This is a genomic window from Lysinibacillus sphaericus (assembly GCF_015844675.1).
Taxonomy (GTDB): Bacteria; Bacillota; Bacilli; order Bacillales_A; family Planococcaceae; genus Lysinibacillus; species Lysinibacillus sphaericus_E.
In genome coordinates, this window is sequence record NZ_LDGC01000002.1 from 184,787 (window position 1) to 201,274 (window position 16,488).

General features: G+C 36.7%; 10 protein-coding genes and 1 pseudogene. 6 read left to right on the top strand and 5 right to left on the bottom strand.

Translation table 11 applies throughout. From position 1 onward, the window contains the following. Positions 1 to 130 precede the first annotated feature (130 nt). Positions 131 to 832: a response regulator transcription factor gene (locus tag ABE34_RS00820; protein ID WP_197139719.1), complete on the top strand. Its 702-nt coding sequence runs from the start codon at positions 131 to 133 to the stop codon at positions 830 to 832. Then, a complete protein-coding gene (locus ABE34_RS00825) occupies positions 829 to 2,469 on the top strand; it encodes a sensor histidine kinase (RefSeq protein WP_197139721.1) in 1,641 nt (546 codons plus the stop codon). Before ABE34_RS00820 ends, ABE34_RS00825 begins: the two co-directional genes overlap by 4 nt. 185 nt (positions 2,470 to 2,654) lie before the next feature. On the opposite strand, the gene ABE34_RS00830 is transcribed toward ABE34_RS00825, so the two are convergent. Beyond that, the gene (locus ABE34_RS00830; protein WP_197139723.1) at positions 2,655 to 3,590 is read right to left on the bottom strand and encodes a peptidylprolyl isomerase; all 936 of its coding nucleotides are present in this window, start codon (positions 3,588 to 3,590) and stop codon (positions 2,655 to 2,657) included. A 1,269-nt stretch (positions 3,591 to 4,859) separates the two neighbouring features. Continuing rightward, a complete protein-coding gene (locus tag ABE34_RS00835; RefSeq protein WP_197139725.1) occupies positions 4,860 to 5,699 on the bottom strand; it encodes a stalk domain-containing protein in 840 nt (279 codons plus the stop codon). Positions 5,700 to 6,131: 432 nt separating this feature from the next. Between ABE34_RS00835 and ABE34_RS00840 the strand changes: the two genes are divergently transcribed. Together ABE34_RS00840 and ABE34_RS00845 are read left to right on the top strand one after the other, a co-directional pair. After that, the gene (locus tag ABE34_RS00840) at positions 6,132 to 6,329 is read left to right on the top strand and encodes a hypothetical protein (protein WP_197139727.1); all 198 of its coding nucleotides are present in this window, start codon (positions 6,132 to 6,134) and stop codon (positions 6,327 to 6,329) included. 309 nt (positions 6,330 to 6,638) lie between these two features. Next, on the top strand, positions 6,639 to 8,525 hold the full coding sequence (locus ABE34_RS00845; protein ID WP_197139729.1) for a stalk domain-containing protein: 1,887 nt from the start codon (positions 6,639 to 6,641) through the stop codon (positions 8,523 to 8,525). Between the two features lie 108 nt (positions 8,526 to 8,633). On the opposite strand, the pseudogene ABE34_RS00850 reads toward ABE34_RS00845, so the two are convergent. Beyond that, positions 8,634 to 8,826: pseudogene (locus ABE34_RS00850) on the bottom strand (IS3 family transposase); the annotation flags it as partial. A gap of 253 nt (positions 8,827 to 9,079) precedes the next feature. On the opposite strand from ABE34_RS00850, the gene ABE34_RS00855 reads away from it, so the two are divergent. Both ABE34_RS00855 and ABE34_RS00860 read left to right on the top strand, forming a co-directional pair. Beyond that, positions 9,080 to 10,957: a copper amine oxidase N-terminal domain-containing protein gene (locus ABE34_RS00855; RefSeq protein ID WP_197139731.1), complete on the top strand. Its 1,878-nt coding sequence runs from the start codon at positions 9,080 to 9,082 to the stop codon at positions 10,955 to 10,957. Positions 10,958 to 11,029: 72 nt separating this feature from the next. Further along, on the top strand, positions 11,030 to 13,528 hold the full coding sequence (locus ABE34_RS00860; protein WP_197139733.1) for an S-layer homology domain-containing protein: 2,499 nt from the start codon (positions 11,030 to 11,032) through the stop codon (positions 13,526 to 13,528). Positions 13,529 to 14,501: 973 nt separating this feature from the next. On the opposite strand, the gene ABE34_RS00865 is transcribed toward ABE34_RS00860, so the two are convergent. Next, positions 14,502 to 15,755, bottom strand: coding sequence for an efflux RND transporter periplasmic adaptor subunit (locus ABE34_RS00865; protein ID WP_197139735.1), 1,254 nt, complete (start codon positions 15,753 to 15,755; stop codon positions 14,502 to 14,504). Continuing rightward, entirely contained in the window at positions 15,755 to 16,432 is a 678-nt protein-coding gene (locus ABE34_RS00870) for a hypothetical protein (RefSeq protein ID WP_197139737.1), read from the bottom strand. Before ABE34_RS00870 ends, ABE34_RS00865 begins: the two co-directional genes overlap by 1 nt. Between the last annotated feature and the right edge of the window lie 56 nt (positions 16,433 to 16,488).

Below are 16,488 nucleotides of genomic sequence, written 5' to 3' on the forward strand. Positions count from 1 at the left end.
TTCAATGAAGCTAACACGTTTTTTTATTGCGTTTTATCTCCTTAATTGGTTATCTTAAACATAGTGTAGTTGGTAAAGATTATCATGATATAATGACTACCTTATATTAATCTTAAAAGAAGGTGATAGTATGCAATATGCGTCAATTTTAGTGTTAGAGGACGAACGTGCAATTGCGGATATGATTGAAATTATACTAAGAAAAGAGGGGTTTTTAGACATTACACTTTGCTGCACTGTTCAAGAAGCAAAAATGAAAATTAAAACAAAGGTTTTTGATTTCTATCTATTAGATATTATGCTTCCAGATGGTAGTGGTCTGGATATGGCGAATACGATTCGTGAGCAAAGTGAAGCACCAATATTCTTTTTAACAGCAAAAAGTAGTGATGCAGATAAGCTTCGCGGTTTTATGAATGGTGCAGATGATTATATTACGAAGCCATTTAATCCACTTGAGCTCGTTGCGAGGGTGAAGGTACAGCTTACAAGATATATGAAGAAAAAGGTTGTGCCAGAAAGCCATTTATTTACATGTGAAGGATTTACATTTGATATTGATGCAGCAGAGATAACCGTAAAAGGTACAAAGGAAATTATTAGTGGGCGATTATTTCACTTACTAAAGTATTTATGTGAAAACGTAGGACAAGTATTATCTAAGGAGCAAATTTATGAGCGTGTATGGGGTGATTGTTTGTTTGATGATAATACAGTGATGGTACATATTCGAAAACTACGAGAAAAAATTGAAAAAAATCCAAGTAAACCAGCGTACATAATAACTGTGAGGGGTATTGGTTATAAACTTGTTGGAGATATTCTTTTATGAAGCCAGCTAGAAGGTTAACGCTTCGTTTTGTGTCTTATTTCATCATATTTTATTTACTAATCATTTTAGGCTTTATTATTAGTTTGGTGTTTTTCTTTACAACTATCATTGGTCATGTCAGTGAAAATATTCATACAATGACTTCTTATGAAATAAATGAAGACGCCGTTGTAAAAAAAGGAAAATCCGTTAAAATTGCTGATTATTTAGTAGAGCTGGCTGAAGAGAACGCAGGGCAATTATATTTGTTCAATCAATCGATGGATATTGTTGATTTCACAGGAGATTCATGTGAACTATGTGAAATGACAGATAACGAAATAATGGCTCTTCAACGCCCGGGAATGCATAGATGGGAGATTCCTAAATATTATTTGTTATTTCTCCCGATATCACCTGTCCAACAAATTTTTGAGGAAGTACTACAAAATTGGAAGTCTACAGGAGATATCTCAAATGTGTTGCTCCAGCGTTTACAAGACTATAAGGCGTCTGTTGAAATTTATAATGAGCAATGGGACCGGGTAGAGGTCATTGGTGAGCGTTATAAAAAGCTACATAAACCTCAACTGCTTGAAGAAAAATACGAAATTTTCGATCAAACGGAACTTACACAAAGTGTTGCTTTAGAGGATGGCACGACACTAGTTGTACGTATGCCAAATCCGTCACACACGCCATTTGAAGATCATTTTGATAAAGCGGTAGTTTTATTTGCTTTCAGCTTCTTTGGTGGAAGTATTATAGTGTTAATAGTGGTATTCTTTTTATCAATTAGCATTTCTCGTCAATTTGTTCGTCCGCTTGTGTATGTACTATCTCGAATCGAGCGTCTTGCACAGTTTGATTACAGTGAAGTAAGAGATAAGAAAGTACATCACCGAAAGACAGGAAAATTAAAAAGGAAATTTAAGTTATTTAAGCCAGTTGATGAATCTCTCAACCACTTATCGGAACGTCTTGACTCTAATGAACGGCAAATTAAGCATGCAGAGCAATTACGTGAGGAATGGATAACGGGCTTATCGCATGATTTAAAGACACCGTTAAGCTCTATTTATGGGTATTCTACAATGCTTGCTTCTGAGGACTATGAGTGGACGAAGGAAGAGATGCGCGTCTTTGCAACTACAATGCAGGAGAAGGCGACCTACATGGATGCTCTTATACAAGATTTAACATATACGTACCAATTAAAAAATAAAGCAATCCAGCTTGAAAAAGTGTTATTACCACTCAACATATGGTTACCTCAATATGCAGATGAGCAGGTGTCTGTAATGGTTTATGGGGATGTCATGCTAGAAGCAGACGAGCTTTTATTAAAGCGAATTTTAGACAATTTAATTACTAATGCTAAAAAATATACACCTGAAGGTACAAAGGTAAGTGTAGAAGCGCAAAATATCGGCAATGAAATTATGCTGACCATCGCTGATAAAGGTCCCGGAATCCCTCAAGAGGAGCTTGATAACCTCTTTGAGCGATATTATCGAGGTACTAATACTACAGACGATACAACGGGTACAGGTCTAGGGTTGGCTATTACTAAACAGCTAATCGATTTGCACGATGGATTCATTAATGTCCAATCAGGAGCAGAAGGTACAGTTTTTGTGTTGAAATTTAAACAGTGAACTACTTGCCACTTAGACAAAGCTTGAAGTGGGAGTCCTTTGGGCAGTATAGGTGAAGAATCATTCACTGGAGTCTGGAAGAAGAATCATTTGTGGAAAGTAATCCACATGCAATAGATTTAATTATTTCTTAAAGGATACAAAAAGCGTATAGGCTTATGCCCTTACGCTTTTTGTATGAATAATTATTTACTTTCTTTTGTTGATGTATCTGCATCTTTAGTCGTTGTATTTGTTTCAGTTGGTGTTTCAGCAGCAGCAAAAAACTCATCTAACGCTGTTTTTAGATCTTCATCTTTAATCTTGATATCAGCATCTTTCATCATTTTCGCTACTTTTGTTAATAGCGTTGAAGGTTCCGCTTTTGCTAGCTTTAATTGCTTTTCAAGCTCGGCTTTTTTATCTTCGTATGATTCTTTAATCTCACGCTTGTCCGTCACTTCGATAATATGATAGCCAAAGCTAGATTTAATTGGATCGCTGATAACATTTTTTTTCAATGCGAAAGCACCTTCTAAAAACTGTTGATCCATATTAGTTGCTTTGTTAAACCAACCTAAATCCCCACCAGTTGTTTGTGCTGCTTGTTCAATAGAATACTCTTTTGCAACTTCTGCAAAATCTTTTCCAGATACAAGTGCTGCTTTCACCTTTTTTGCAGTCTCTTCATTTTCTACTACTATATGACGTGCTTGGATTTCATTTTTAATATTTTCGTATTTAGCTTTAATATCATCTTCTGTTACTTCCACATCTTCAACTAACGCCTTTTCTTTTAATAAGTTAAGTTCTAGGAGTTTTTTGTACGAAGATTCTGTATATCCTTGTTGTGCAAGGGTGTTTTCGAAGTTATCGCCTAATTGCTTTTTGTCAGCCTCTAATTGAGCGTTTACTTCATCTTCTGTCACTTCATATTTCGCTGATAGTACTTTTTTAATCATTAGAAATTGAAATGCTTGATTTCCCGAAGATGCTTTCATTTCTTCATATAAATCATTTTGAGTGATATCTCCAACTTTAGAAGTAGCGATTACTTTGTCATTAGTTGCTGAATCATTACTACAAGCGCCTAATGCAAGAACTGATGCTGCAAGTGTGAATGTTAATACTGTTTTTTTCATGGAATTCTCTCCTAACTTCTTAACCTAACTAATTATACTTCCGGACAACCATTAGATCATTTATTAATTTCCAGTAATGAAAAGCGCGATTTGTATATACAGTGTGAGCAATAAGAATAGTTTTTTGATTAAAGGTATATAAAACTAGAACAACAAATTAAATAGATTAATCTCTAATAAGTGCTATCATTAAATGGTGTTACGGAATTACCAATCATTATACGATTTTTCATCCAAAATGGTATCTTATAATAGATATTTTAAGGTTATTATAAGATTACGGGCTTAGGCATACATCCATCTATATACATTTTTAGTTTACATATCATTACTGTCTTTTTGATTCAATAACCAGTTTTTTGTGTATACAAGATTTTATACATTGTTGGTTTAACAGCTTTTTTGAGGCTGCCTTACTAGTTGCAACGTGTATATAATCTTGCAAAAGAAACTTGATTTCACAGCGGAACCGAGATGAAACAGAAAACAGTGAACATTCAATTATTTTTACAAACCCTTCCCGTAAAACTGTAATAATGTTATCTTACCAATAGTAAATTCGGTAGGTAAATTCCAATTATGTATTCGATTTCATATAATAGATTTTTAACGGAAGAGGAGAAGAAAATTAATGATTTATACTAGTTTATTCAAAAAAACATTCACAACATTTTGCTGCTCTGCATTATTAATTAGTGGGGTACCTTGTCTGCCACTTCTATTCAAGCAAGTAAACTAACAAATGAAGAAGAAATATATTTAAATGAATTAGGATTTAATAAGGAAAGTGAGGTATAAAATCAAAAGAAAAGAATAAAAAGTAAAAAAGGCTCTAGTGCTCAGCCTTCAACTAGGAACTGAGCGCTGGAGCTTAAATAATACTAAGAGTACTGCATTTGCAACACACTTATAAAACCCGTTCCATCATCTGTTGGATAAGAAAGGACTTTAGTTTACCTAAACTGGAAGCATTGCTACGCTCAAACGATTCCGAGCATTGGGTTTTAATGTGATGCCCCTTAAATAATTTAAATCCTCAGCTCAGATCGAAAAGGATAGAATACGTAGAATAGAAAACAAAAATTAAAGCCCCTATCAGTCTGTATAAGAACTAATAGAGGCACTAATTTAGAAATAAAGCCGATACTACAACCTGAATACCAAATAAGATTCATCATTGGTTTCTGGGAAATCTCCTGAAGTTCAAAAATAAAAAGAGCGTAAGGAACTGCTTCATGTTCAACGTGGAACTAAGTGACTTCATTGGTATCATTTTACATGATTTTTATTGATCATTTCCTGTACTGTAGTTTTAATATTGCGATCATATTTTATATCTTTAAAAGTACCAGTGTATGTCTTTTTATGAGTTCCAGTTTTTATATCGAATAGTTCGATAGTATATTCACCAGAAGCTTTACCATTAACAATAGTTCCATCTAAATCCATATAAGCATCGTGCGCAGTAGCAAGTCCTGTACCACCGTTTGATACTCGAACGATATGCTGAGAATAGAAGTCTCGAGTATTATCTAGGTATGAATTAAAGACAAAATCACTTACTAGTTCCTTTGAGGAATTGGGTTGATCGACTTCTTGATAAAAACGGTCTTCTGAAATAACTTCTAAATTTAGAGTTTGTAGATTCACAAAATAGTATCTTTCAGCAGCATCATATGTTGTAATAGAAACTGTTTTCGTTTGATTATTCCAATCAACCTTTGCACCAAGTGCTTCACTAATAAAACGAAGAGGGACAAGAGTTCTACCATTAATAATCTGAGGAGCAACGTCTAAAGCAATCTTTTGTCCATTAATAGTGGCAGTTTTGCTACCAATTACTAAACCAATTTTTTTTGTACCTCGGACAGCTGTAATCGACTTTGTTTTTGCATTCCATTGTACTGTTGATTCTAATTCCTCGAAAATTGTTCGCATTGGTACTAAAGTTCGTCCATTAACAGATACTGCGCCTTGGTCAAATTGTATAATATCACCATCAATTTCTACTTTAATAGCAGTTGCAGCCTCAGCAGAAGGGGCAAATGAGAAACTAATTAAACATAAAATAAGTGCTAGAGTAAGTCTAGATGTAATTTTTTTGATCACTTTAAATCTCCTTTAATCCTAATTAAATTGGGTAAATAATAGATTGATTGTCAGCTAATAACGCTGATTTAAACCGACCGAGCCTATCCCTTCAATCTTTGTAGGGTGTGAGCTTGTTTGAAAGGGGTGGTTTAATGAAGGGTTTTGATAGTCAGTTTTGAGGTGACTTGAAGCCTAATTCTACTGTTGGTTGTTAGTCGCTCTTATTTGTCTTTGACAAGTGAGTGGGTTCTTTGCGGTTCCTTAACGCCTTGCAATTATTTCTTCTAATTCTTCATTTATGTATCTAACCTTCCTCTAACGTTTATTGTATTTATTATATAAGTGTTCCAGAAGTATGAGTATTTTCCTCTGTTATCATTATTTACCTATACAGTGCTGTAAGAAGTACGTTTACCAGAGCAATATGCCAAATGGTTTACTGAACATGAAGTGGATGTTAATGACCCCAAGTATTATTATGATTTAACAGTAGGTGTCCATAATCGAAAAGACGAAAATGGTATTCATACAAATAATTGTGCATTAGGTAATAATCGGAATGCTGTATGGAAAAAATTTATCCAAGATCACCCTACTGCTACACCTGAACGAAATGAATCAGCAAATGATAGGAATGATATTTATTAAAACGTATGCTATGTAAATAAGTTGATTGGAGTGGAGACCGGGCGACTCCTCGGGGATCAGCGTCACAAATGAGACCCTGCAGCGAAGCGAAGCGGCTCATAGGACGCCCCCAGGAAGCTCTGCTCTGCGCGAAAGCGAAGCGTCAGCGGCAAAGCGCCCAGTCGGAACGGAAATCAACCACACATTGCGGCTTAGGCTAACAGTACCTATTTCTACTTTTTTCGATATTAATGCCACATATTGGGCTTTTTTCGTGTTAATATGGTAAATAGTAGTTAGTAAATTTATGTAGAAAAAAAGGAGATAGGGATGTTTAACAAATTAAAGGCTTTATGTATGGTGGCAGCTCTTGTTTTTGCTTTCGTATTGTCTGGACAAACTTCTGCGTCAGCTGCTACTGACAAAGGAATTCAGATACGAAATAATGTTACGATTAATATCGATGGAGAAACGATTCAAATCAATGATCCTATTTTAGATAAAGGGGATCACCTTCTTTTACCTATGAGAGCTTTGTATGAGGCGATTGGTGCAAGTGTTGAATGGAACAAGGAAACACTTACTGCATCAGCTAATCGAAATGGCAAAGTTATTGATTTAACAATTGATGCTATGACAGCCTTAGTAGATGGACAAGAGGTTGCAATGGATGTTGCGCCAATCATGTATAAGGATAGAATATATATGCCATTACGCTTTGTTACTGAAAACTTAGATGGAAATGTCGGCTGGGATCCTTCTACACAAACTGTTGATATTCTATTAGATGGTTCTTCAGAGAAACCTCAAGAAGATCCATATATCTTACATGTAAATAATAAGCGTATTGTAATGGATGATCCAATTGTTACGAAAGGATCTAGAACCTATATTCCAGCGGATTATTTATCCGATTATTTAGATGATTCAGCAGGTAATTGGCTACCAGATAAATCATTTGAATTACAAATTTCTGGTATGAGTCTTGTCTTCAAGGAAGGTAGTAATAACGTTTTAATCAACAATGAATCTGTAACAATAGAAGAGCAGCCATTTATTCAAAAAGGTAAAATGTACGTTCCTATTACTTTTGTTGTCAATACATTGGGAGGAAACCTACGTTATATTAGCGAAAAAAGAGAAATGTATATTTATGTTTATCGCTATATGTATACAAGTGAGTTTCTAGAAAAATCTTTTGGTACTACATCATATCCTCAACCTGTTCCTTCTGCTCGTTTCGAAGGAGATCGTGATTTGATGGTCAGTGATAATCCAGAAAATTTAACCCACGCTTTATTACCTAAATCAAATTCTACGCTTGCACAATATCAAGTTAAATCCACTTCAGCTACAAACAAGCATCGAGTGTTTGGCTGGCATTTAAATAAGCTTGGAGCGGCAGTAAAGATTGGTATTACGATTGAAAATACTTCAAGCTCTGAAAGTATTAAGGTCAGCAGTTCTAAAGGGATTACTCAAATGACTGGGAATGACTGGTTTGGTCATGATATTGGTTTAACGCTTGCTGATGCGACGTTAAACGGAAAGCTTAAAAAATCTGATAGTACAGGTATTGTTATCGCACCAGGAGAAACAAAGGTGATTGAAACATACGAGTTGTTCAGTGATTATGTCATTGGATTTTTACAGGACATAGATATTCAAGCTGTTAATGGTGGAAGTACGGATTATATGATTCGAACAGTATTAACGAAGAGTAGTAGTGATTTAACAAAGATCAAAACGGACGCGGTGGCAATTGATGAATACGCGATGCATCCACGAGGTGCTTGGCCAAGTGCTACTATTCAAGCAGATCTTCCAGCATATACAGTAGATTCGCCAGAAGTAGGTTATAACGTTTCAAATGGACGAACAGATCATTTGCAAACGGCAGAAAATTCACTGTCACAAATCAATGGTGCAGTGGGGAATCCTGGTCACTTCGGTATGAACTATAAGGTAATGATTCCACTTGTAAATGATTCAGGAAAGACAAAAACGATCAAGGTTAAGTTAACTGGTCGAGGTGGCTTATACAGTGGTGCAGTGAAGTTCAATGGCAAAGTGTACTTAGTGCCTTCGTTGCGATCTAGCTCAGAATATGTTGAATTTGAATACAAGATGAAGGGTTCATCAGATAAGCTTGAGTTAGAACTTATTCATGCAGGCGGAGCAAATCTTCCAGTAGCCATTTATGTAGAAACAAAATAATAAAGTCCCTGGCACGAATATTTTTCACAACATGACTTCGTGCCATACTTTTTAATTCGAAATGAAGAATTTAAGAAAACTAGTAACAACTGCTGTCATATAAAAAGTCTTTTCTAACATCTCCGAAACAAGCGAATATATATTGGGAACCAATCTTGACGTAATGATTTCACCAATAAAGCTTTTCTCCAAATAATTTAAACTCCGTAATGTTCGTATTCCATTTTTCTTTTGGTGCATTTGCTTTAATTGGGCGATCTAAATGATTCGGTGCGATTTTATCAACTGTTCCTTTACAAGATGATTGATTGTTAATATTATGTTTCTTTCCCTATATATAGTTATACCTGTAAGAAAAGAATTAATAGACATTTAAGAGATTGAAAGAAGAAGTTCATAGGTGTTGGAAAATCCTAAGATTTCCATGCATCTTTTGCATGAATAGGGTTTAGGTTCCAGTGCCCAATTCGACTTTTTTCGATTTAAGTACCACTTTTTGGACTTTTTTCATGTTAAGATACCCTATAGATTAATTATGGAAAAAGGTGTTTAAGATGTTTAGTAAATTTAAGGCTTCATGTATGATTACCGCAGTTGCTTTGGTTACGATATTACCTGGACAAGCCTCTGCATCAGCAGCTAGGGACAAGATTCACATAAAGAATAATGTTTCTATTCAGATCAATGGTGAGACGCTCAAAGTGAATGATCCGGTTTTAAATAAATCCGATTATATATTTTTACCTATGAGAGCTTTGTATGAGGCGGTTGGTGCCAGTGTGGACTGGAAGAAAGAAACACTTACTGCGTCAGCTATTCGAGATGGCAAGTCGGTTAATTTAACAGTAAATTCAAAGACTGCCTTAGTGGATGGACAAAAGGTGCCAATGGTTGTTGCACCATTTATGTATAAGGATCGCACGTACATGCCATTGCGTTTCGTTAGTGAAAATTTTGGTGGTAACGTGAACTGGAATCCTACTACACAAACTGTTGATATTTCCTTATCAGATGAGACTCAAGGAGACCCATATATTTTACATATTAATAACGAACGCATTGTGATGGATGATCCAATTATCGTAAAGCAATCGAGATCCTATATTCCGGCTAATTATATATATGATAACTTAGAAGATTCTTCTGGCACGTTGTTACCAGATAAATCGTTTGAATTGCAAATTGCGGGAATGAGCTTTCTTTTCAAGGAAAATAGTAACCAAGTTCTAGTAAATGATGAAGTTGTGACAATAGAAGAAAAACCATTTATGCAAAATGGAAAAATGTATGTTCCCGTTAGTTTTATTGTCAACACATTAGGTGGGAATTTACGTTATATAGAAAATAAAAGAGAGTTATACCTTTATGTCTATCAATATATGTATACAAGCTCCTTCCTTGAAAAATCTTATGGTGCTACAGCAAAGCCTATAAATGTGCCTTCTGCTCGTTTAGAAGGAGATCGTGATTTATTGATAAGTGATAATCCAGAAACGTTAACGAGCAAGCTGATTCCTAACTCTAATGCTACACTTTCCCAATATCAAGTGAAAGCAACAGCAGCTACAAATAAACATCGAGTATTTGGCTGGCATTACAATACGTTAGGGACAGATGTACAAATCGGTATTACAGTTCAAAATACTTCTAGTACTGAAAGCATCGAAGTAATTGACTCCAAAGGGACTAGCCAACAATCCGGGAATAGCTGGGTTGGCCATGATATTGGGTTAACTATTGCTGATGCAACGTTTAACAATAAGTTTAAAAAATCTAGCAGTAAAGGGATTGTCATCGCACCAGGAGAAACAAAGGTAATCGAATCATATGGTTTGCACCGCGATTATATCATTGGATTTTTACATGAGCTAGATATTCAAGCTGTCAATGGTGGGACTCCAGAGTATACGATTCGCACAGTATTAACAAAGAATAATAGCAATTTAACAAGCATTTTATCAGACCCTGTTCCGATTGATGTATCTGCGATGCACCCACGTGGTGCCTGGACGAGCTCTACTATTCAAGCAGCTCTTCCTACTTATACAGTAGATTCACCAGAAGTAGGCTATAGCATTTCCAATGGCAGTACAGACAATTTCCTAACAGCGGAAAATTCGCTTTCAAAAATCAATGGAGCAATAGGGAATCCTGGTCATTTCGGAATGAACTATAAGGTATCGATTCCACTAGTTAATCAAACTGGAACGACAAAAACGATCAAGCTTAAATTAGCTGGTCGAGGTGGCATATACAGTGGTGCAGTAAAGGTCAATGGCAAAGTGCATCTAGTGCCTTCATTGAGAGTAGGTACAGAATATGTTGAATTACCGGATTACCAGATGACGGGTTCATCAGAAACGATTGAGTTAGAATTCATGCATGCCGGCGGAGTAAATCTTCCAGTAGCTATTTATGTAGAAACAAAATAAATGAAGTCCCTGGCACGAATGAGTTTCACAATATGACTTCGTGCTATACTTTTTGATTCGGAGTTGAGAAAATTGGCAAAAAAATTAGTAACAATTGTTGTAGCATTTTTCGTTTTAATGCTAGCTGTAAATCCAAATTATGCAAATGCAGCCTCTTTTGATAATAAAATAAAAGAAGAGAAGAAAGAAATATCGCCACAAGTAACACACATACAGCAAACCTATAGTTCTAATTCGATTCGTGAGTTTGTTAATGTTTTAGATGTAAATTTAAATAATACTTATACAAAACTTGAAGTCGGTGTACCGAAACCGATTAACTCACTTCAAACAACGACCAATATGGCAAAGCAAAACACATATGATGGACATCGTGTTGTTGGGGCTGTCAATGCTTCATACTTCTTAGGAAATGGTATGCCAGCCAACTTGTTAGCTGAAAAAAATGAAATTATTAACTATGGTATTTTAGGAGATACATATGAAAGTCCAACACAAAAGCCTGTTGCTTTTGGTGTATCCAAATCAGGGAAGGCGATCGCAGACTATTATTCTACGAATCTATCCTTTGAAGTAAATGGTAAAAGTTATCCGATTGATCTTATCAATACAGAAAGAACGACTGATAAAACAGTATTATACACACCTGATAAAAAAACAACAGGGTCAAATAATTGGGGGATAGAAATTGTTGTCTCAAATGCTAGTCAAGATATGAAAGTGTTACATTTCGGAGATCGCCTCTCAGGGACGGTTTCAAAAGTAACGACGTATGGTGCAGAAGGGAATTCAACGGTGCCATCGGATGGCTTTGTTATTTCGGTGCAAAATAAAGAGCTGGCAACTGAACTAAGCAAAATTGCTGCAGGGACAAACATTGACGTGAATCTATCTATAGATGAAAAATGGATGGATGCTCAATTTATTTTAGCTGCAGGACCTATGTTAGTGAAAAACGGTAAGGTAGACATTTCTATGCCAACGAATTCTGGGTTTGCTTCAGCTCGCAGTCCTCGTACTGCAGTAGCTGTAGATGCAACGGGTACAAAAGTGTTTGTTGTTACAGTAGATGGTAGATTAAGTGGTCATAGTAATGGCGTTAATTTAACAGAGTTAGCTTCGCATTTAATCTCAATGGGTGCTACTTCGGCCATCAATCTTGATGGAGGCGGCTCGACAGCGATGGTTGCTCGAAATCCAGGCGGCTATTTTGCGAACCTTGTGAACGTCCCTTCAGATGGTGGTGAGCGTCGTGTATCAGCCATTTTACAGGTTGTCAATACAGCGCCACCAGGGAAAGCAAAGTCCATTACGTTAAACAATGTGAGCCAAGTCATGAAAGGTTCATCGGTTGACATGAAAGTGGCTAGTGCTTACGATCAATACTTAAATCCGATGACCATCAACCCGTCTAAGATGAACTGGACGGTTGAAGGAAATATCGGTAAGATGGACGGCGCAACCTTCACAGCTACGCAAAAAGGGGAAGGTAAAATTATCGGTGAGTATGACGGTGTGCGAACATCCACAACTGTGAAAGTTGTAGATTTATCACAAGAAAAACCTATTGTACTAGATAGCTTTGATAATGCCTCATCATGGAAAGTGGAAGTGGCAAAAGCAAATGCTTCCATAACAAATGCTAAAGACTATGCTAGACAGGGCACGGCTAGCTTAAAGTTAAATTATGATTTTACAACAGCAGGATCCGATACGAAAGCAGCCTATATGGTAGCTAAATCACCGATCCCTATTAACGGAAAACCAAATAACATAGGTGTTTGGGTATTTGGGGATGCTGGAAAGCAGTGGCTTCGTGGAGTGCTTGTAGATGGTTCAGGAGCAAAACAGACAATTGATTTCACTAGCCAAGGCGGTATGGACTGGAATGGTTGGAAGTATGTCACTGCAAACATCCCAAATGATGTGACACTACCATTGAAATTCGAACGATTATACGTTGCACAGCCTACAGCTTCTCTTCAAAAGAAAGGCCAACTGTATTTCGATCAATTACAAGCTGTGTATCAAGACAACCATGAGGAATTAGTCTATACAGATGTAACGAAAGGTCATTGGGCTTTTTCAGATATCCAAAGTTTGAATACTAAATCACTTATTAAAGGTTACTCGAATGGAACATTTAAACCAGAAGCGTCCATTACGCGTGCAGAGGCAGCTACCATTATTGCAAGGGCTCTCAATTTAACAACAACGAAGGACCCAAGCTTTAAAGATGTTAGCAAGGACCATTATGCATACAGTGCCATTGCTGCAGTAGAGCAAGCTGGGATTATTAAAGGGCAAGAAGCAGGGAAATTCAATCCGAACGGACAGCTTTCACGTGCTGAAATGTCGGCGATTTTAACAAGAGCTTATAAATTAACAGGCTCAAGTAAAGTGAACTTTACAGATGTGAAATCGACGCATTGGGCGTATAGCGATATCCAAGCCCTTGTATCAAATAACTTAACAGGCGGCTTCCCAGATAATACATTCAGACCAAACGCACAAATTACGCGTGCACAATTCTCAAGCTTCTTGAATAGATGCTTAACATTAAATAAATAAAAGCACAAATGATAAACCCCTGTAGAATTGAAAACTACAGGGGTTTGTTATTTTCGGCAAGGCGAGGGGGTGATTTCCGTTCCGGCTGGGCGCTTTGTTGCTGCCGCTTCGTTAGCACTACGCTTTCGCACAGAGCAAAGCTTCCTGGGGGCGTCCGATGAGCCGCTTCACTCGCGTTGCTCGCTCCAGGGTCTCATCTGTGACGCTGATCCCCGAGGAGTCGCCCAGCCTCCACTCCAATCAACCGCTTCACATGATGTGCGTTTTTAACAAAATAACATCCAACTTTTGAGTTTTATCGGAACACTTTCAAGAATTATCGCCCAATTTTTGAGTTTTATCGATTAACTTTCACGTTTTATCACCCAACTTTTCATATTTATCGACATCCACCTTCATTCATACACAAAACTGTGTGTGAATCCTTTTACTTTACTATGTTGCCTAGTCTCCATTCCATCAACTGATTCACATAGCATGTATCCTCTGACATATCACTTTAATTTAGGTGATAAAACACAACTTTAGCAAAAGAGTGTCGTCTTGGGCCTGCAATGACAATGTACAATTACGTTACTGTTTCTGTTCAATTATGGTGCGTTGTCATAGTGTCCGATATTGAAGTACATAAAATTTATAAAAGTTCTATGCTATTGTTGATTGGAGTGGAAGGCTACTCGACTCCCGCGGGAAAGCGGGACAGACGAGACCCTGCACGAAGCGCAGCGAAGGAAGCGGCTCGACGCTCGCCCGCAGGAAAGCGAGTAGCCTGGAACGGAAATCACCTTTAAGTGCAATATTATTCATAAAGATTTCTTCAATCGTTTTGTTAATTAAGGAGAGTACATAAATATTTATTCTATTTTCACATCACCAATAAAAAAATCCGCATTAATTTCTGTGAGGGGAGCAAACTGTTGCTGCTCTTTTTTTGCTCACAGAAATTGAAGCGGATTTTTTCATAGTATGTTATTTAGAAAACAATATATTTAACATAGTCTTTCCAATCTAATTTCTTGAAATGTTTCCATTGAATTTTCTCGACAGGCATTGTACGGAAAGCATAGGCTGTAAGATTACGTTGTTTATCGGATAGCATAGGTGTTCCTTCATCTAAACTGTCAGTAAAAATAGCTGACTTTGCAGTTTTAAAGTTAACATGAATATCCTTCATGTCAATTTTTCCATCCGGTCCAACAATGTATATTTTTTTACCTTTCTTTTTAGTAGCATGCACCCACGATTTATCTATTTTATAAGAATCAGATGCTTCGTTGACAATAATAGAGGCTTTGCCAGTAGTCGAAAATGGAATGTCCTCCATTGCTTCATCTTGTTGCAACACTACTTCATAATTCGTTGGTTGAGGTAAATCTGTTGTTTTTGCAAGTTCATTCCCCCAAATAGAAGAACCATCTGTAGCAATTGTTTGTTTTTCTAGTACAGTACCAGATAAGGCATCTTTCATATGTTTTACTTTAAAATCAACAGTTTGACCTTCCGATACTTTTTGCCACTCATCTTCGGATAAATAGGCAAGCATCGTTTTTTCAGTAGAATAGATTTCAAATGTGACAGTCCCAGATTCTTCTTTAACGGCTGCAATAACACCGTCCACTGGGCTAACGACACCTTCGCGAGCCTGTATTTGTTCAATTTGTGCATCCATTAGCGCAATTTGACGATCTGTTTCGGCAATATGTCGATTCAAAAGGGCTATTGCTGTCGATGGTGAACTTTGCTGTCCTAGCTCCAATTGTAGTGTGACAGATAATGTGCCGTTTATTTGGTCCGTATTGACGGAGCTTTTCGGATCAGCATCATCATAATCATTCTCGATTTGAGAAAGCGCATCTTCTAAATCACTTCGTTCAGTTTCATAGGCTGCACGTTCTGCCTCGAGCTTTGTTAACTCATTATCAACTTCTTCTGTTTTAAAAGTAGCCAGTACATCATTAGGAGATACTTTTTGACCACGCTTTACATTCACTGCGGATAAGCTTGTTGAGTCGGCGGTAAGTGTATATGTTTCAGCTGGTGCAACAATCGTTTCCTTTTTGACACGTTCTGTATTTGTACCTTTATAAGCTTTTTGAAATTCATCGATGAAGTAGGATCGTGTAATTTTGCTATCGTCTTTAAAGACAAAATAAGCATTTACGCCGACTAATAGCATTGTCAACACGATGGTCAAGCTTGTCCAAGGCTTTGATTTGATAAATGCCATTATCCTAACCCCCTAACAATCCATTCTTTAATTGGTAATACACTAATCAGACCAACAAATAAGGCCATAAATAATTGTATGCCGATAATTTTTACGACTAATATTTTTCTACTTGCCTCTTCCTCCCATTTAGAAAGGAATGTGTACTGTACAACAATTGTTAGCATAGTCGCCACTGTCAATTGATTAAGTGTGAATAAGACATAATCCGCACTCATCACCTGCAATGCAAGAGGCGCTAATGAAAAGAATGAAAAGAGTGTTGTATAGCCAGTTAAATAGAATACAGCAAACAAGATCGTTTTTTCGATTAATAAAAATGTGACAACATATAATTGGACTTTTTTAATCCATGTATAGGGAATGTCCGTTAATAGATGTAAAAGGTAGGTAACACCGTAATAATGGAAGCAAAAATAGACAATAGCCCACAAAATGGCACCAAGCATCGAAAGGTAACGAGCCACGTAGTATTCATTATGTAAATCCATTGCGAACAATGTCGTTAAAGTTTCAGTACCCATCCCCCAATATTCACGAGCAGCGAATAACAGCATAAATAAGATGAAAACCGTCAACGAACGTCTTTTGTATCCAATAATCTCACCTTCTTCTACAATTTTAGTAAAGTAGGTTGGATTTTTTAAGCTATGCCAAAATTTATAACGGTAAAACATATACAGTTTCCTCTCTTCCAAAATAGTAAATATCAAAGTTGTAGTATACACCTTGT

What these genes read in the sequence shown, in the direction of transcription:
- ABE34_RS00865 (WP_197139735.1), bottom strand. Translation starts at nt 15,755, where the DNA reads ATGGCATTTATCAAATCAAAGCCTTGGACAAGCTTGACCATCGTGTTG.
- ABE34_RS00845 (WP_197139729.1), top strand. Translation starts at nt 6,639, where the DNA reads ATGTTTAACAAATTAAAGGCTTTATGTATGGTGGCAGCTCTTGTTTTT.
- ABE34_RS00870 (WP_197139737.1), bottom strand. Translation starts at nt 16,432, where the DNA reads ATGTTTTACCGTTATAAATTTTGGCATAGCTTAAAAAATCCAACCTAC.
- ABE34_RS00825 (WP_197139721.1), top strand. Translation starts at nt 829, where the DNA reads ATGAAGCCAGCTAGAAGGTTAACGCTTCGTTTTGTGTCTTATTTCATC.
- ABE34_RS00830 (WP_197139723.1), bottom strand. Translation starts at nt 3,590, where the DNA reads ATGAAAAAAACAGTATTAACATTCACACTTGCAGCATCAGTTCTTGCA.
- ABE34_RS00820 (WP_197139719.1), top strand. Translation starts at nt 131, where the DNA reads ATGCAATATGCGTCAATTTTAGTGTTAGAGGACGAACGTGCAATTGCG.
- ABE34_RS00855 (WP_197139731.1), top strand. Translation starts at nt 9,080, where the DNA reads ATGTTTAGTAAATTTAAGGCTTCATGTATGATTACCGCAGTTGCTTTG.